The sequence below is a fragment of the Gimesia algae genome, from assembly GCF_007746795.1.
GTDB lineage: Bacteria > Planctomycetota > Planctomycetia > Planctomycetales > Planctomycetaceae > Gimesia > Gimesia algae.
This window is the reverse complement of record NZ_CP036343.1, coordinates 7,531,570-7,549,054: the sequence shown is the minus strand read 5'-3', so window position 1 is coordinate 7,549,054 and position 17,485 is coordinate 7,531,570. Positions and strand designations below refer to the sequence as shown.

Genomic DNA, 17,485 nt, shown 5'->3' with positions numbered 1-17,485 from the left:
TAATTAGGGTTATTTAAAAACGTATGCTTCCGCTTGACTCAGACGCTTTTCAAACAGTTCCTGATCTCTGCTTTTACTGACACGCGCGTTATCCAGCATTGGGTACATGTGGTCTACGCTTGCCCAGAACAGCAATTTAAGATCAGGGTGGCCAGATGTCGCAGCCTGCTCCAGTTCTTTGATGACGGGATCGATTCTGTTGTGGACACTTTGTTTAAATGCCTGCCATTCGGCATTACTGGCATTCTGTTTCTGGAGTTCCAGAAATTCCAGATGAACGGCTTTGATCTTTTTGTATTCCAGATTGCGTCCCTCGATCACCAGTAGTGTATAACCGACAACCATCGCCAGCACTGCCAGTACGATCATGAAAGGAAATCGTTTTTTACGGGCAGGGAGGGGAGAGTCAGTATCCATTTTTTTCTTAACCGGGGAAAGTGTCAAAAGGATATGATTTAATAAATCAATTCGTCCGCGCAGTCTCAAGCAGAAAAGGCTTTTGCGATCACTTCTGATTTAACAACCTTTTAGCCTCCGCCATACAAGTTTCAAATTTGAATTGGTTGATACTTTTCTTGAGACGGGCATCGTCCAGCATAAGCGGTAAGTAGTCTCTGGTAGCCCATAGCATGTTTTGTAACGCAAGGTGTTTAGAATCTGCAGTTTTTTCCAGTTTTTTAATGACAGGACTCAGCTTTTGACGCACTTTGGATTTAAATTCTTCCCACTCCTGTTCGCTGGCTTTCTGCTTTTGCAGCTTCAGAAATTCCTTATAGACCGCATTAATTTTGACATACTCCGGATTTTGATCGTCAATAATTATGCCGCAATTGAGTACCACCAATATCAGCAGGCAAAGTGATGCTAAGAATGGAAACCGTTTTTGAATGTGAGTGCTACTGGGGTTCATGTTGATTTTCAATTCTTTTTGTCATCTCTTCTTTCAATCAAATCCAACTGACAGAGCGGGAACGAATAAGATGCTGGAAATGCTCAGTATCCTTTGTTCTTACTTCTGATTAATCAGTCGTTCCGCTTCCTTCAGGCACTTTTCAAATTTTTCCTGATCTCGAGCAGATTCGGGTCCCGGATTCTCCAGCATCTTGGGGAGATAATCCCGACCCGCCCAGAGCAGTTGCTGCAAGGCAGGGTAGTCTGAACTGGCAGTGCTTTCCAGATCTTTAATGATCGGCCCCAGTTCGGTATTGGTTTTGTTTTTCAGGCTGGTGTATTCGGCGGGGCCCGCCTGCTTTGTCTGCAACGCCTGATATTCCTGATAGAAAGTCTGGAACCTGGCAAACTCGTCCTTCCCGCTGGGAGCAAATAAATCGCCCAGAGGAACAAAAAAGAAAATCGCGACAATGGCAATGACACCGCCCACACCACCCAATATTTTGGGATCCATCAAAGGCCCCAATGCCTCCAGGGGATTCGATCGCTGCACTTGAATTTTTGGTTTAGGTCGTGCCGCTGGAGGAATTGCTGCCATCGGAGCTGCGGAACCTGGTGGCATTGATAGAGACGCTGCAGCTCCGGGAGCGACAGCATTAGCGGGAGTCGACGTCGATTCTGTCTCTGCAGGCGTACTGTCTGAAGCGACTTCCGCTTCGGTTTTTTTCGGGACCGGTTTCTTCAGCTGTAAGGCTTCGATCTGCCAGGCTTCAAACCATTCCCCTCTGCGGCCCAGCTTCAGCAGGTCGGTCGGTTCGACGCGGTCCTGCTCGGCCCACATCTTGATCTTGTGCGCTTCAATCGGTCCGTAACCCATCCCTCCCAGCTTGCAGTACCACTTTTGTTTGGAACGGACTTTCAGAATTGGTGGCGGGGGAGGCTCTGCCGGTTTCTCTGGTTCAACGACTTCTTCGGTTGCCGCCAGTTGCTCTGAAACGGCCTCACCTGATGCCGGGACAAGCTCTTCGATTGAATCCTCTTCTGAATCGATGACATCCAGGTCACTGCCCGATGAACTCAGGAATACCACCGTTCGCGCGGGCACCCACTCCGGTTCTGCAGAAGATTTGACATCATCATTCGGGGCCAGCTCACCATCGAACAACATCTGCATCAGGTCGTCGGCCGACATCGGTCCCAGTTCATGATTCAGTACGCGACAATACCATTGAATCTTCTGATGCTTACTCCGCACTGCTTCCAGCGTGGCATATCGGGGCAGCTGAGATTCCAGTTCGCTCGAGAGCTTGTCTTCTTCTTCGACAATCGAAAAACCATCCAGGTTCGGCATCTCTGATTCTGCTTCGACTCCAAACGTGGAGTCCACGATGGAAAAATCATCCAGCGAAGGCAGTTCGCCACTGGATGAGGAATCGAACAGGCCCCCCATATCCTCAGCAGGAAACCAGTTACCGGTTTCACCACTGCGGATTTCCATTTGAGGAGTCAATTCGCCCTGTTGTGCCATGGCAAATAATTCTTCAAATGAAATTGGACCTTCGGTTTCGGTTGTACGCTTAAAGTACCAGCTGTCCCGTGCCATTTTGATTTAACTATCTTCGTCCGCTTGAATTGAGAGGGTGTTTTAAAATTCGGATAGAGACACACTCACCAGCGCGCCCTGCCTCTTATTTTAGTCGCCAGGGTAGGGCGCATATCTATTGATTTCCACGCTATTTTTTTAAAAACACGCAAAAACAAAGCAGAACCATGCAGATCGGTTCATTCAGGCCAGGCAGCAGCCGGGTTCACCTGCATCAGAGTGCAAATTCGAGACAAATGTCGAAGTCACAGGAGACGGACGATCACATACTGCCGGCTGGGATGAACACAACGCCTGGCTGATCACGACACTTCAGCAGAGGTTCGTTTCCAGGTGAGCACGGTCATGAAGAACAGAAACAGGACACAGAAACAACAGGCACCCGCGAACCAGTCGCCGCACCTGGTGTAAAGACTGCTGCGGTTATCCAGTGGAACCGAATCGACGATCACCGCATTCAATGACTTGTTCCAGCGTCCTGTTTTCGGATTCACCAGTGTGCTCCGTCTCTGGTTATCCCAGTCCAGGAATAAATCCGGCTCGACGATCATACCGTCACCATCGATGATCGCGGAGACCCCTGTGTTAACGGCTCGGACCATGGGGGTCCGGTTTTCAACACAACGGAATGCCGAAGTAATCAGATGCTGATCCAGTTCACTCGAACCATGAAACCAGCCATCGTTGGTCAGATTGACCAGGCAGTCTACGGGTTTGCTTGCTGTATTCGGAGTTGCCGCTGGTTTGAGCATGGAGCGAACCAGGTGCGGCACGGTATCTTCAAAACAGATCAGCGGTGCGAAGTTCCAGTCTTTATATTGAAAGTTGGCAGCATGTTTGCCCGGTTCAATTCCAAACGAGGCACCATAAGGCGAGAAAACCTGCAGAAAAGGCAGTGCATCTTTCAGAGGCATGTATTCCCCGAAAGGCACACGGTGAATTTTATCATAACGACCGTGCACGCCATAATCAGGGCGTACAAAAACAGCAGAATTGTATTGCTCTACCTTCGAATCACCGGCGGCAATGACATCCGCTCCAATCACCAGCGCCGCGTTGGCTTCCTGACTCATATTTGTCAGGACCTTGCGAACAGACGGATCTTTCCATTTCTCAAGCGGAATTTGCGGTGCTACCTTATCCAGTTCTTCAACCGTTTTGCCATTGCTTTCCAGTAAAGGCCAGCGGAACATCGTTTCCGGCCAGACAATCAGGTCTGGTTGATCACGTACGGCTGCTCCCATCAGCTCCAGGTGTTTCAGGAAGATCGCTTGCCATTCATTCGGATTATGTTTGACCGAGGAGGGAAAATTCGCCTGAATCAAAGCAGTGCGCGGGCCATCCTGAAATTCTGCCTGCGAGCGACGGACATAACCATAACCGAGCACCGCAAAGAACAGACTCAGGCAAACGGCTGTCTGGAGGATCTGTTTCCCGCCGATCTCTTCCAGTTTCTGATCTTCTTCCGTCAGCTTCATCGGAAACAGTTTCAATCGAATCAACAGAGAGTTGGGTAACAGGCTGGCAAAACAGGCTGCCATCATCACGACGATAAAACTGACACCATAAGCGCCGGTGAGGTCACTGATCTGAATCAGTTCGATCCAGCGATACTGAGTATGGCCGATGTAGTACCAGGAGAACCCGGTCAGCAGATAGGCCCGGATGTATTCCAGACCCACCCAGACAACCGGCGCTGCCACAGGCAGGGGAATCTGAAATTTATGCACGGCGATGCGTGACAGTAAAACAAACAAGGGGAAGTAGCAGGCCACATAAATCGCCAGCGCGATCCAGGCGACATACATCGTCGGGTCACCCAGTCGCATCCACTGAAACGCTGTAACGGTAAACAGCAGACCGCCCGTATAAATGGCCGTATACATCAGTCGTGTTTTGCGGGGAATGCGCACCAGCAGTAACAGCGGGATCAGACAGACCCAGCCCAGCGGACCAAAATCCACCGGTGTAAAACTGGCCCACATCAGAACGGCTGTCAGCAGCGAAACAAAAAATGCGCCCCGCGCCGCCGCCGGAGAAGTCCGTGCCGTGTTAATGATGTTTTGAACGTCCTTACCCAGAGGCTGGTTGGCAGGCTCTTTCGGTGGTGAGGGGAATTGCTCAGACACAGGATGGGGTTCCAGCACAGATTCATCAGAGGAAGATTTATCGAATGTCGATGTCGTTAAGCTCATGATTTCCATCCTTGGAATTCGGTCACAGCCAAAAGTGGATTCAACAATCCTTTCAGCCAGGGATACATCCTGTTTCCTCGAAACCGGTCCGGTTTTTTTATTTTGTAATACGTTGTTTTCTTAATCCTGAATGGGGGCAATGGCAGGGATCGCCACCTTTTTGGTCTGATTGGCGTGATTTTTAATGAAATTAGCGATTTAAGAGTAGATCAATCAGGGAGGAAACTGTCGCAGCTACCACAAAAAAACGTCAATGTTCAATCCTGCCTGATAATGTTGATTCCCTGTTGAGAACAAAGCCACCGAATTGGCTTGAACGGTGGAATGCAGATCGGCAGAACCCATTGTCTTCAAAGGAGAAACAACTGCTTCACCAGCTTCCCATTCCAGTTGGGCCGGCTGATACGTGGGCCGATTCCCGCTGGAATGGAAGTCATCACTGAGCCGCGCCTGCAAGGCACGAGGTCGTGGGGCAGGAAAGCCCATGAACTGGCGGATTGCCGTTTTTACAAATAATTCGAAGCAAACCATGCTGCTGACAGGGTTTCCAGGTAATCCAAAAATGTAGCAGGGGTCCCCGTCAGCCCGTTCCAGGACCCCAAACCAGAGGGGTTTTCCCGGTTTCAAATTGACTTTATGAAATACCTGTTTCACTCCTGCCTGCTCCAGTTCGGAGGGAACCAGGTCCCGTTCTCCCGCGGAAACCCCTCCTGACAGCAGCAGAAAATCACTTTTCAAGCCTTCCTGAATTTTGGACCGCAACTGGTTCCGTTCATCACGGGCAATGCCCAGCGGTTGTGGTATCGCATCAGCCTGCAGAATCTGCGCGTGCAACATGACCTCATTGGAGTTGCGGATCTGTCCCGGCTGCGGGCTTTCCTCCGGCGCGACAAGTTCATCTCCCGTCGCCAGTATCGCTACCGTGGGCGCACGTCTTACCCTGACGGAGGGGCTGCCGGTTTCTGCAAGAGCGCCTATCTCCTGTGGACGCAGCACAGTGCCGGCCGCGAGCACAGGTGAACCCTCTTTGAGCACTGACGATTGGGGAAGCATGTTCTTACCCGGCGAAACCGGGCCTGTATCGATCTTAACAGAGCGGGCTGCTTCATCAATCTGGCAATGCTCAATCTGCACGACGGCATCCGCTCCCTCAGGCAGAGGAGCGCCTGTCATGATCTGTGATGTCTGACCTGCCTGCAACGAAATCGTGGGAACCGAACCGGCAAAAATGGTTTCCTGGATCTGCAGCGTGGTTTTTCCGTTCTGAAAATCGGCACTATTTACAGCAAACCCGTCCATCAGTGCTTTGTCAAACGGGGGGATATTCAGATCGCTGACCGTGCCCTCTGCCAGGACACAATGCCAGGCGTCGAAAAGCGAACGCTGCTCGGAAGGTGCCGGTTTCACGGTCTCCAGAATCAGTTGAAATGCATCTTGAGCTGATAGCATGCGCGTGTGCTCCTTAAGTATTGCTGAGTTGTTCTGCCGGAAGCTGCAGGAAGTTTTTCAGTAACGTCAGGCCTTCCATTGTCAGGAAACTTTCGGGGTGAAACTGGACGCCGTGTACCGAAAAATCTCGATGCTTCAACCCCATGACTTCTTTGGGATGACCCTCTTCTTCAACCCAGGCACAGATCTCCAGTTCTTCCGGACAGGATTCTTCCGGAACAATCAGGCTGTGGTAGCGTGTCGCCTGGAACGGAGAGGGAAGATTCTGAAAAACGCCCGTCCCGTTATGATGGACCAGTGAGACTTTTCCATGCATCAGGCGTTGTGCGCGAACGACCTGGGCTCCGAAGACTTCCGCAATACACTGATGACCCAGGCAAACACCCAGGATCGGTATCTTACCGGCGAAATACCCGATGATTTCCTTGGAAAGCCCGGCTTCACCCGGTGTACAGGGACCAGGGGAAATGATGATTTTTTCCGGCGCAGCCGCTTCAATTTCTGCGATCGTGGTCTGATCGTTCCGGGCGACCTCCATCTTCAGGCGGGGATCGATTTCACCGAACCGTTGTACCAGATTATAGGTAAATGAATCGTAGTTATCGAGGACGAATATCACGTTACACCTTATCAGTAAAGTATTTACAGTTTCACGGCCGTCGTATCCCGATCCGTTCAGGGAACTGATTTTCAGTCTGAGAGAGGAGACAGACACGAGAACACATCACATTTTACCATAGCGTCTCTCGTACTATGCTACTCGGTCCAAAAGTCTCTGGAGCCGCTTCAGAAAAAAATGGCTACGGTCCAGGTTGAGGCAGGTAAACGGCTTGACTGGGGCCTATCATAATCAACTGTTTGAGGAAAAGCGACTTGAGGCAGAGGTTTCATTTCAGCCCGCAGTTCCGGTTCCTCTTCTGAAAAAGAAGACAAGTTTTGAACTGCTTTGTTCTTAAGAATTTTGATGTTGACGAAAAATGGCAAAAATTGTTATGACCCCGTGCCTTAAGTGGTCAATTCATTTATGACCCGGTTACTAGTTTTATAGTTTCTGGCCGTACTCATTTGCTGTCAGAAAGGGCTCCTCTGAGGATTTATGTTGAACTCCATACCGAAATCGAAATGGCTGCGGAATCATTCCGTCACGCGTCGCCAGCTCTTTTGGATGGTGGTGTTTTTGCCGATCTTTTGTGCGATTTACTACGTGGCTTTCTGGCTGCGTTTTGAAGGCTCACTGAATACCGATGGCGTTCTGGGCGATCATGGATTTCGCATGTTTCGTTCCACGGTCTTCTGGGCGGTTGGATTGAAAACAATCACCTTCTGGGGCACGGGCGTGTATAAAATCCGCAGTCGTTATATCACGACGCGGGATGTCTTCAATCTGGCCAGGGCGGCGAGTATCAGTTCCGCGGCGCTGGTAATGGTTGACTATCTTGCCTTTCCTCAGTTTATGTTGCCCCGTTCCGTATTTCTGATCGACTGGGGTTCCACCATCCTTGTCGTTTGTGGATTCTGTGCCGCCATTCGCATGGTGCAGGATAGTGGTCGTATTCTGAGACAGCAGGAAAACTGCAAGCCAACCTTTATCATCGGGGCCAACGAATCCGGTGCTGCGCTGCTTCGCATCATTGAGCGTAATAAAAATTCCTGCTTGCGGGTCGTGGGTTTTCTGGATGATCACGCCAGTCGCATCGGTACACGGATCAATAATATTCCTGTCCTCGGGTCACTCCAGGAAATGTGTGACCTTGCAGAAAGATATGAAGTTTCCGATATCCTGTTGCCGGCGGATGAATTTCCGGGCAAAACGATTCGACAACTGGTCGAGGCAGGAAACTCTGCTGAGATTCGCGTACAGGTTCTCCCCAGCTATCAGCAACTGCTCTCGGGCAAAGTCGAAATGAAGCCGCGGCCCGTCTGTATCGAAGACCTGCTGGGCAGAGAAGCGGTGGAACTCGATATGCCTAACATCCGTAACTGGATGGATGATCGCGTGTTGATGGTCACAGGCAGCGCAGGCAGTATCGGCTCAGAAATCTGTCGTCAACTCCTGCAGTTTTCACCTCGAAGACTGATCCTCGTCGACCGTTCCGAGAACAGTCAGTTTTATCTGGAACGCGAATTAAACAAACTGGGATATGCCGGCCGTTTTGATGTGGTGATCGCCGATATCAATGATGCCAAACGAATTCGGGCCGTCATGCAGGAATTTAAGCCCGATATTCTGTTCCATGCTGCCGCTTACAAACATGTTCCGCTCATGGAAAGCAATCCAGGCGAAGCCGTCAAAAATATTGCCCTGGCAACCAAGCATCTGGCAGACCTGGCAGAGGAATTCGCAGTCGGCTCTTTTGTGATGATCTCTTCTGACAAAGCCGTGAATCCTACCAATGTCATGGGCGCGAACAAACGGATTGCCGAACTTTATGTGCAATCGCTGGCCGCCCGTTCAAAATGTCACTTCGTTACGGTCCGCTTTGGAAACGTGCTGGGCTCTGCCGGCAGTGTGGTGCCGATCTTCACGCAGCAGATTCAGAATGGAGGCCCGATTACGGTCACCGACGAACGTATGCAGCGGTTCTTCATGACCATCCCGGAAGCCTCTCAACTGGTGATTCAGGCAGGCGCCATGGGGCGTGGCGGTGAAATCTTTGTCCTCGATATGGGTGAACCGGTCCGTATTACCGACCTGGCAGCCGACCTGGTCCACCTCTCCGGGCTCAAACTGGGCGAAGATATTGAGATCGAATTCACCGGGCTCCGACCAGGTGAAAAGCTTTACGAAGAACTGCATGTCGACGGCGAAAAACATCTGCCCACATGCCATCCCAAAATTATGGTCGCCGAAAAAGTCAGCTTCAGCGAAAATTTTATTCATGACGCCTATGAGAGACTCTCCCGCCTTACAGAACAGCCTACACCGCTGATCCTCGCTGAGATACAACGCATCCTGCCGGAATTTCATCCTTCTTCCAACAAACCTGCTTCGGATACGTTCAAACGCGCTGCGTAATTACCTGCCGCGTCTTGTTCGAATGCAGCGTATGACCTGTTTTGCTGCCTGCGCTTTTCATCGCCGAGGGAATTTGTTAGTTATAAGATGATGAGAAGTGATCGTTTTATGGGGAAATTTCAGGCTTCCACGGAAACGAAGGTTGGTTATGAACAGCGCGCTACGGTTTCTGATCCCGCTTATTCTGCTGACGATTTGCATTACTGGTTGCAACGATGGCTCCGATTCCGATTCATCCCAGGCGGAATCGGCGGCAACCACAGGCAGGCTGTTCGGCGCCTCTTTTCAGACCATGAACAATCCGTTTTTTGTTGATCTGGGCAAAGGCCTGAAAAATGAACTTGAAGCCAACGGCGATCGCCTGGTCATCCTGGATGCGCAGTTCAATTCCCTCAAACAGAAGAACGATCTTTCGGATCTGATTCTCCAGGGAGCAGCCGGCATTTTTGTGAATCCGGTCAACTGGGAAGGCCTCAAAGGATCCTTGCTCGAAGCCAGTCGAAAAAAAGTACCTATCATCATTGTCGATGCGCCGGTGAAAAAAGCGGATGAAGAGCTGATTGTCTGCACGGTGGCTTCCGATAATGTTCGCGCCGGCGAACTGGCGGCCCAGGCACTGGCAAAAGTGAACCCCAAAGCCAGACTGGTCGTATTGCATCTGTCGGTCAACAAAGCCTGCATTGATCGGGTCGAAGGGTTTAAAACGGAACTGGAACAACATCCAGAGATGAAAATTCTGGATGTCCAGGAAGCCCAGGGAACGACGGAAGGCGCACGCCCTGTGATGCGCGATCTGATCGGCCGCTACCCCGATCTGGATGCCGTGTTTGCCATCAATGATCCCAATGCGCTCGGCGTGATTTCTGCGCTCGACTCAGCCAATAAACTGGATCGGGTGACCATCGTGACCGTCGATGGATCTCAGGCCGGGATCAAGGCCATCCAGGCAGGGAAACTGCATTCGACGTCTGCACAGTTTCCGCAGGAGATTGGTAAGATCGCAGCAGAAAAAATGCTGGCACACCTCAAAGGTGAATCGGTAGACAAAGAAGTAAAGGTGCGCGTGGAACTGATCACAGCAGAAAATGCGGAGCAGTATCTGGAGTCTCATTAAATCATGTCTGTCGTCCGTGCCGCCCCACTTCTTCGACTTCAGGGAATTACCAGACGCTTTGGAAGCGTAACGGCTCTGGACGATGTCAGCTTTGCCGTAGAACCCGGAGAGATTCATACCCTGCTGGGAGAAAACGGAGCCGGCAAAAGTACGCTGATCAAAATTCTGGGGGGCATCTACCAGCCCGATGCCGGCGAAATCTGGTGCGGCGAGAAACGGGTGGAACTCCGCCATGTTTCAGACGCCGATCAACTCAAAATTCGCCTGATTCACCAGGAACTCTCGTTGGCCCCTAATCTCACTGTGGCAGAAAATATATTTCTTGGTCGGGAACCGGTCCGGTATGGATTACTGCAGCGGCGGGAAATGAATCGACAGGCGGGAGCTTTGCTGTCGAGACTGGGACTCACGGAAATCAGGGATGTCACAGCAGTCGTATCTCAACTCAGTACGGCACATCAGCAACTGGTGGAAATCGCCCGGGCGCTTTCACAGGAGGCGCGGGTTTTAATTCTGGACGAGCCGACGTCCTCTCTGTCCGAAACGGAAGTCGAAGCTCTTTTTACCACCCTGCGCCAGTTAAAAGCACAGGGGGTCGGCATCATCTATATTTCGCATCGCATGGAAGAGATCACGCGACTCTCCGATCGGATCACAGTCTTGCGGGATGGCAAGACTGTGGGGACTGCGAAAACCGGAGAGATCGCACCGGCGACCCTGATTGAATGGATGGTGGGACGCGACATCAAAGAGCATTTCCCGCGCCCGCCATATGAACCGGGTGAATTCGCATTGAAAGTTACCGGTCTCAGCTCAGCCTGTGTGCACGATGTTTCGTTCGAATTACGCTATGGCGAGGTGCTGGGGCTCTCCGGCCTGGTGGGAGCCGGCCGGACTGAACTGGCCCGCGCCCTGTTCGGCGTGGATCGGATTCTTGAAGGAACCATTTTCATCGATGGAAAAGCAGTGCAGATCAACAGTCCCCGCGATGCTTTAAGGCAGGGGCTGGTTCTGGTTCCCGAAGACCGGAAACACCAGGGACTGATCACTGAGCAGTCTGTCGCGTTTAATATCACACTGCCCTGGCTGAAGAAATGGATCCACGGTTTGCGCTTTGATGAACAGAGCCGAAATGAAATCGTGGACCGCACTGTAAAAGGCTTTGGCGTGCGTCTGTCCGATCCCGAACAGCCTGTCCGTGATCTCTCGGGTGGCAATCAACAGAAAGTACTCGTCGGTCGCTGGATGGAAGAGCCGCCGAAGATCTTAATCCTCGATGAGCCCACGCGGGGCATCGACGTCGGCGCTCGCGAAGACCTGTATCGCCTGATTGGCGAACTGGTCAGGCAGGGCATGGCGTTGATTCTGATTTCATCGGACCTGGATGAGGTCCTGAATATTTCACATCAGGTCGGTACGTTTCAGGCGGGGCGACTGACGGGCGTTTATCCGGCTGAGAAAATCACCGCAACACAGATGATGCAGAAGCTGACAGGAGGGGAAGCGTGAAGGTAGTCAGACAAATGGTGCCCCTGCTGGCGGCGATTATTATTTTGCTGCTGCTGTTTCGCATCTGGGTTCCTACATTTTTAGCGCCGGAAAATATGCTGGATCTGACACAACAGATTTCCGTCAATACGATTCTCGCGCTGGGCATGACGCTGGTTATTCTGATCGGCGGGATCGATCTGTCCGTCGGTGCGATGGTGGCTCTGGTCGGAACCACAACCGTGTACTGTCTCTCGGCCATTTCCGGAGATACGCAAAATGGATTCTATCTACTGATTTCAATATTGGCCGGACTGGGAGTGGCTGCGCTCTTTGGAATCTTTCATGGCATCGCTGCTGCGAAAACGGCAATGCCACCATTTATTATCACCCTGGCTTCCATGCTGATTGCCCGCGGTTGTGCGCTCCGTTTTAACAGTGGCCTGCCCATCTCGATTGGAGATCAGCAAACTATCTTGCTGGAGATCGGCAATGGGCGACTTTTTGGCGTAGTGCCTTTCCCCGTGGTCATCATGCTAACACTGTTTGTGCTGATGGCTCTGCTTCTGCATCGTACCCGCTTCGGCCAGCATATTTATGCGCTGGGCGGCAATCGTGAAGCCGCCCTCTATACAGGTATACCGGTCGTCCGTGTGGAAGTGATGGTCTACCTGATTTGCTCTGTACTGGCAGGAGTTGCGGGCCTGATTCACACTTCCCAACTGTACTCTGCAGAACCCGCTTCAGGCGAAATGTTTGAGTTGACTGCGATCGCGGCAGTCGTTGTGGGGGGCACCAGCTTTACCGGTGGGCGGGGCACTATATTTGGAACCTTGATCGGTGCTATTATCATCGGTATACTTGATAAAGGTCTTAATCAGGCTGGCATTCATTACTCACTGCAATACATAGTAAAAGGGGCAGTGATTCTCATTGCCGTCTATATCGATGTGCGACGCAATCGACAGGCGGTTTGATTAGAGAATCATTTCTTTGTGTGGATTGTAGTGATTAAGTAGGCGAAGAAGTCTGCAAAAAGGTTGTCATTTTTTATGACGAGTGCCAAGTCGTGAGCTAGACTTGCCGTGTACGGATGGGCTGGGATCGCCCTGTAGTACCTGTGATTGTGTTTTGCCCCTTACACAAAGATCGTCGCCATGACAGTTTCAAAACCGCATTATATTCGCCGTTACCTCATCACGGTTGTCTTACTCGTTCTGATCACACCATTTCTGATTTATGGTGCCCACAAAAGCGTGGAAAGCATGTCGATTGCCCCGGAGAAGTGGGCACCTGACTTCATGCAATCCAGACAGAATTACGATCAGTTCTCCAAAGATTTTGAGAGTAACGATCTGATTCTCATCAGCTGGCCGGGTTGCACCGTCGATGATCCGCGATTAATCGAATTTGAAAAGCAGATCAACGCAGCGCGCGCCACCGATTTTGGCGAAACGCACGAAACGCTGTTCGACCGCATTGTCAGTGGCGCTGGCACTCTTAATTCTCTGACAGCGCCTCCCCTCAAACTGCCGCGTGAAGAAGCTCTGGAGCGGCTGCAGGGTGTACTGGTCGGGAAAAATCTCGAAGACAGCTGTGCCGTCATTATTTTAACTTATCGGGGTAATGAATTACGGACGCAGTCCATTAATCATGTTCTGGATGTGGCGGAAGAAGTCTGCCAGCTCCCCCGTGAAGAATTTCATATTACCGGACCTCCCGTGGACGGGGTCGCCATCGATCAGGCAAGCATCCATAGTGTCAACCTGTTTGGCGCCCTGTCAGCCGTACTGGCAACAGTATTGTGCTGGTTCTGCATTCGCTCCTGGATGCTGACTGGTACGATTCTACTGGCCGGACTCTTCGGTCAGGGACTGGTACTGGCGATGGTCTATTACATGGGGTATTCGCTGGATGCCGTGCTGATCATTACACCTTCACTGGTTTTTGTGCTTACGATTTCTGCCGGTGTGCATTTGGTGAATTACTACTACGACGAATTATTCTCCACCAACGCAAAATCTAAAGCAGAAGCAGAAGCCGCCGTTCGCAATGGATTTGCCAAAGGCTGGTATCCCTGCCTGCTGGCAGCAGTAACGACCGCAGTGGGTCTGGGTTCACTGATGGTCAGCCAGATCAGTCCGATCGCGCTGTTTGGTCTGATCGCCTCCGTCGGCTTACTGATTACCCTGGGTGTGCTGTTGCTGTTGCTGCCCGGAGCCATGCAACTCTGGCCGCCTCAACAGATCTTAAAAATGAACCGCGAAGGACAAACCAGCCACACTCCCCGCTATTTCACACGCATCTCGGCATGGCTGGAAAACATTCCTCGCTTGTTAGAACAATATTCCGCCCCTGTCTTCCTCTCTCTGGTTCTGCTGATGGCAGTCTCGGCGTATGGATTGCTCTCAATCCGTTCCTCCGTCGATGTACCCTCTCTGTTTCCACCCGGAAGTCAGGTGCTCAGCGATTATCAGTTTAACGAAGATCGCATGGGACCGCTGATTCCGGTCGAGGTGATTATCGAATTCGATAAAGACTGCAAAAAAACGTTTCTGCAGCGTTTGCGAATCATCGACGAAATTGAACAGACCATCGATAATATCGACGGCTATACCGGTACCATGTCGGCAGCGACATTTGGACCCAATCCGGTTGAGCATAAAGGCTTCGAATCGATCTTCCGAAAAGTGGTGACGAATAAAAAATTACAGGAGAATCGCGATGCGGTGATCAGCTCTGTCTATCTGTCTGATAACGGCGGCAGAGAATCATGGCGGATCAGTGCCCGCGTCCCTGCATTGGGAAAAGTGGATTACGGTGCCGCCCTGGCTACTCTCAAGTCAACCTTGCAGCCTGCCTTGCAGGAATATGAAGCTCAAGGCGTGCATCTGACTGCGTACTACACCGGAATCATGCCGCTGATTCATACCGTACAACAGTTGATTTTGCAGGATCTCACCTGGAGCTTTCTGACTGCATTTATACTGGTAGCGCTGATGATTATCATCGTCCAGCGCAGTATAGTGACCGGCCTGCTCAGCATGCTGCCTAACATTTTTCCGATTGTGGTTGTGTTCGGGATTATGGGCTGGCTGGATATTCCCCTCGATATCGGTGCCGTCATGACGGCCAGTGTTGCGCTGGGAATTGCCATCGACGACACCTTGCATTTTCTCTCATGGTTTCGTCGTGAAAAGGGATTGAACCAGAGCAGCGAACAGGCGGTTCGATCTGCTATGAAACACTGCGGTCGTGCGATGATTCACACCACCTTTATCTGTGGACTGGGTCTACTGGTCTTTGCCTTCAGTGATTTCATTCCGACACAACGCTTTGCCTGGATGATGCTGGCTCTGCTGACAACTGCCCTGATTGGAGATTTACTCTTCCTGCCGGCAATGCTGGTTCAGCCATTCGTAAAACATCTGCAGTTTGCCAGAGAACGATTTCCCAAAGGCATGGAAATCAGAGCAACCACTTATTCCACAGAGTGAACTCGGAGTTCATTCTTAAAGTGCATCCAGGTTCGCGTGCTGTCCCATCTTATGCAGCATCTCGCGGCGTTCCTGGATTCGCTTGACCAGTTCAATTCGCTGTAGCTCATGACGTTTTTCGATCCGCTGCTGTGCCAGATAAAAGGCACGCAGTACGGTTTTCCGATCATGAATGCCGCCTTGAAACTTTGCGGTGAGTTCTTCAACTGCTTCGGAGTCCAGGCCGGCTCTCAGAATGTCATCCTCCAGTGAAACAAAGATCCGTGCGCTGCCAGGATCTCCCTGGCGTGCGGCCCGGCCTGTAAGCTGCCGGTCAATCCGCGCCGATTCATGGAGTTCAGAGCAGATCACATGCAGCCCGCCGCGCTCCGAGACTTCTTCACCCAGCAGAATATCAGTCCCGCGACCCGCCATATTGGTCGCGACGGTGATTCGGCCTGGCTGACCTGCCTCTTTGATGATGGCTGCTTCATTTTCATGATTTAAAGCATGCAGGACTTCATGCTCCAGTCCCTTCTGCAGCAGCAGAGCGGAGAGCTCATTCGACAGGTTCACCGATCGTGTACCAATCAGAACAGGTCTGCCCAGGCGATGCATCTCTGCGGTCTCCTGTACGACGGCCTTCCATTTCTCTTCCGCTGTCATAAAAATCTGCTCCGGGTGCAGCTCACGTCGGGAGGGGCGATTGGTGGGAATGCTGATGACGGGAGTCGAGAAGACTTTTTTCAGTTCGCTGGTCGCGGATTCAGCGGTACCCGTCATACCTGCCATCCGGGGATAGCGGGCAAACAGTTCCTGCACGGTAGTTTGTGCGCCGATTTTGGTGGGAGTCGTGATTTCCAGGCCCTCTTTGGCTTCAATCGCCTGATGGATCCCGTTCTGCCACATGCGCCCTTCTGCGATGCGACCGGTGAATTCATCAACAATCGCCACCTTTCCCTCGTGGACCACATATTCGCGTCCGTTGTGGAAGTAGTTTTGCACACGTAAAGCCCGCTCGGAAGCGAGGTAGGCGGTTCCCGTATCCAGGGAAGCGGGGGCCCCCTGCTCCAGTAGCATCTCACGTACAATGCGTCGGCCTGCTTCTGTCAGTTCCATACCGCGTTGCGGGCCATGATCAATGTAGTGCTCGTCTGCAGTCAGTCTGGTTGTGTGTGAAGCACCCCATTGACACACGCTTTTCAACTGGGATTCATCCCCACTGTCCTGCTGACCGATTATCAGGGGCGTACGTGCTTCATCAATCAGAATACTGTCGGCTTCGTCAATGATGACCATATAGGGGGCGCGGGGATTGACCAGCAACTTTGCTGTTTTGTCAGGCTGCCGACCGAATAACTGCTGACGGCGTGTGTTGATCGACATTTTATGGTTGGGGATACTCAACAGGTCCCGCAGGTAATCAAACCCGAATTCCCGCGCGGTGCTATAAGTGATATCACAATCATAAGCATCCCTTCGCTCGGACTTTGAAGAATCTGAAGTGATCACTCCGACGGTCATCCCCAGCGAGTGATACACGGGGCTCAACCATGCCGCATCGCGTTCTGCCAGATAATCATTGGCGGTTGCGATATGGATGCCGGCTTCGGGCAATGCATTCAGGCAGAGTACCAGTGCCGCCGTCAGGGTTTTACCTTCCCCTGTCTGCATCTCGGCAATGGCACCTTCATGCATGGCGAAGGCACCCAGATACTGTACCGGATAAGGGGTGATTCCCAGATGCCGCTGCATCTGCTCGCTGACGAGCGCAAAAGCTTCTGGTAGAAGATTCGTCAGCGATTCTCCACTCTGAACCCGATAACGCAGTGAATGCCATTCATCAAACAGCTGGGATTCGCTCGCGGAATGGTATCCGTCCCGCAGGCTCTGGATCTGGTCAATCATATCCCACCAGAGAGACGGAATTTCATTTTCGCCTGTCAGCAAAAAACCACGAATTCGATTTGTCAGTGAGGTGAGAAAATTGGCCACGATAGCTGTTACAATCCTGACAATAGAAAAGAGAGATTGGACCTGTTTATTTTAACTGAATTGCAGTACTGATTCGATCCTTTTTATCCCACTGGCGAAAGTAAGTCTCTAAAACCGCTTAGATGTGGCTTTTTTGAAACTGTTCCATCACACCAATGTGGCGTTCAGGCAACAATTTAGGAATCTGGAGCACGGAATCAGTTCATCTCGAAGTAAATAAAGAAAAACGCATCTTTCATGCCGCTGGACAGCGGGGAT

At 51.5% G+C, this 17,485-nt stretch carries 12 protein-coding genes; 5 read left to right on the top strand and 7 right to left on the bottom strand.

Annotation, left to right across the window (positions count from 1 at the left end; translation table 11 throughout):
* Positions 1–9 precede the first annotated feature (9 nt).
* From Pan161_RS28625 to Pan161_RS28600, 6 genes are all read right to left on the bottom strand, one after another.
* Positions 10–417, bottom strand: coding sequence for a hypothetical protein (locus Pan161_RS28625; RefSeq protein WP_145232132.1), 408 nt, complete (start codon positions 415–417; stop codon positions 10–12).
* 88 nt (positions 418–505) lie between these two features.
* Positions 506–910, bottom strand: a complete 405-nt coding sequence (locus tag Pan161_RS28620) for a hypothetical protein (RefSeq protein WP_145232131.1) — start codon at positions 908–910, stop codon at positions 506–508.
* Between the two features lie 99 nt (positions 911–1,009).
* Complete coding sequence (locus Pan161_RS28615; RefSeq protein WP_197995575.1) at positions 1,010–2,494, bottom strand: DUF4339 domain-containing protein; 1,485 nt, start codon at positions 2,492–2,494, stop codon at positions 1,010–1,012.
* 302 nt (positions 2,495–2,796) lie between these two features.
* Entirely contained in the window at positions 2,797–4,689 is a 1,893-nt protein-coding gene (gene lnt / locus Pan161_RS28610) for an apolipoprotein N-acyltransferase (protein ID WP_145232129.1), read from the bottom strand.
* A gap of 234 nt (positions 4,690–4,923) precedes the next feature.
* Positions 4,924–6,138 (bottom strand): molybdopterin molybdotransferase MoeA, encoded by a 1,215-nt coding sequence (locus tag Pan161_RS28605; RefSeq protein WP_145232128.1) that lies wholly within the window; start codon positions 6,136–6,138, stop codon positions 4,924–4,926.
* A gap of 13 nt (positions 6,139–6,151) precedes the next feature.
* Positions 6,152–6,757: an anthranilate synthase component II gene (locus Pan161_RS28600; protein WP_145232127.1), complete on the bottom strand. Its 606-nt coding sequence runs from the start codon at positions 6,755–6,757 to the stop codon at positions 6,152–6,154.
* Between the two features lie 477 nt (positions 6,758–7,234).
* Here Pan161_RS28600 and Pan161_RS28595 point away from each other — a divergent pair, with 477 nt between their 5' ends.
* The 5 genes from Pan161_RS28595 to Pan161_RS28575 all read left to right on the top strand — a co-directional run bounded on the left by Pan161_RS28595 (position 7,235) and on the right by Pan161_RS28575 (position 15,253).
* The gene (locus tag Pan161_RS28595; RefSeq protein WP_145232126.1) at positions 7,235–9,154 is read left to right on the top strand and encodes a polysaccharide biosynthesis protein; all 1,920 of its coding nucleotides are present in this window, start codon (positions 7,235–7,237) and stop codon (positions 9,152–9,154) included.
* Positions 9,155–9,302: 148 nt separating this feature from the next.
* A complete protein-coding gene (locus Pan161_RS28590; RefSeq protein ID WP_145232125.1) occupies positions 9,303–10,268 on the top strand; it encodes a sugar ABC transporter substrate-binding protein in 966 nt (321 codons plus the stop codon).
* A 3-nt stretch (positions 10,269–10,271) separates the two neighbouring features.
* Positions 10,272–11,777, top strand: coding sequence for a sugar ABC transporter ATP-binding protein (locus Pan161_RS28585; RefSeq protein WP_145232124.1), 1,506 nt, complete (start codon positions 10,272–10,274; stop codon positions 11,775–11,777).
* Entirely contained in the window at positions 11,774–12,733 is a 960-nt protein-coding gene (locus tag Pan161_RS28580; protein WP_232103542.1) for an ABC transporter permease, read from the top strand. The genes Pan161_RS28585 and Pan161_RS28580 overlap by 4 nt, the downstream gene beginning before the upstream one ends.
* A gap of 180 nt (positions 12,734–12,913) precedes the next feature.
* Positions 12,914–15,253 (top strand): efflux RND transporter permease subunit, encoded by a 2,340-nt coding sequence (locus Pan161_RS28575; RefSeq protein ID WP_145232123.1) that lies wholly within the window; start codon positions 12,914–12,916, stop codon positions 15,251–15,253.
* Positions 15,254–15,268: 15 nt separating this feature from the next.
* Here the strand turns inward: Pan161_RS28575 and Pan161_RS28570 are convergent, their stop codons facing one another.
* The gene (locus Pan161_RS28570) at positions 15,269–17,227 is read right to left on the bottom strand and encodes a preprotein translocase subunit SecA (protein ID WP_145232122.1); all 1,959 of its coding nucleotides are present in this window, start codon (positions 17,225–17,227) and stop codon (positions 15,269–15,271) included.
* Positions 17,228–17,485 lie beyond the last annotated feature (258 nt).

Bases quoted from the DNA above. Each gene is read 5' to 3' on its own strand.
- Pan161_RS28585 (WP_145232124.1), top strand. From the start codon at position 10,272: ATGTCTGTCGTCCGTGCCGCCCCACTTCTTCGACTTCAGGGAATTACC.
- Pan161_RS28615 (WP_197995575.1), bottom strand. From the start codon at position 2,494: ATGGCACGGGACAGCTGGTACTTTAAGCGTACAACCGAAACCGAAGGT.
- Pan161_RS28595 (WP_145232126.1), top strand. From the start codon at position 7,235: ATGTTGAACTCCATACCGAAATCGAAATGGCTGCGGAATCATTCCGTC.
- Pan161_RS28605 (WP_145232128.1), bottom strand. From the start codon at position 6,138: ATGCTATCAGCTCAAGATGCATTTCAACTGATTCTGGAGACCGTGAAA.
- Pan161_RS28620 (WP_145232131.1), bottom strand. From the start codon at position 910: ATGAACCCCAGTAGCACTCACATTCAAAAACGGTTTCCATTCTTAGCA.
- Pan161_RS28590 (WP_145232125.1), top strand. From the start codon at position 9,303: ATGAACAGCGCGCTACGGTTTCTGATCCCGCTTATTCTGCTGACGATT.
- Pan161_RS28575 (WP_145232123.1), top strand. From the start codon at position 12,914: ATGACAGTTTCAAAACCGCATTATATTCGCCGTTACCTCATCACGGTT.
- Pan161_RS28625 (WP_145232132.1), bottom strand. From the start codon at position 417: ATGGATACTGACTCTCCCCTCCCTGCCCGTAAAAAACGATTTCCTTTC.
- lnt (WP_145232129.1), bottom strand. From the start codon at position 4,689: ATGAGCTTAACGACATCGACATTCGATAAATCTTCCTCTGATGAATCT.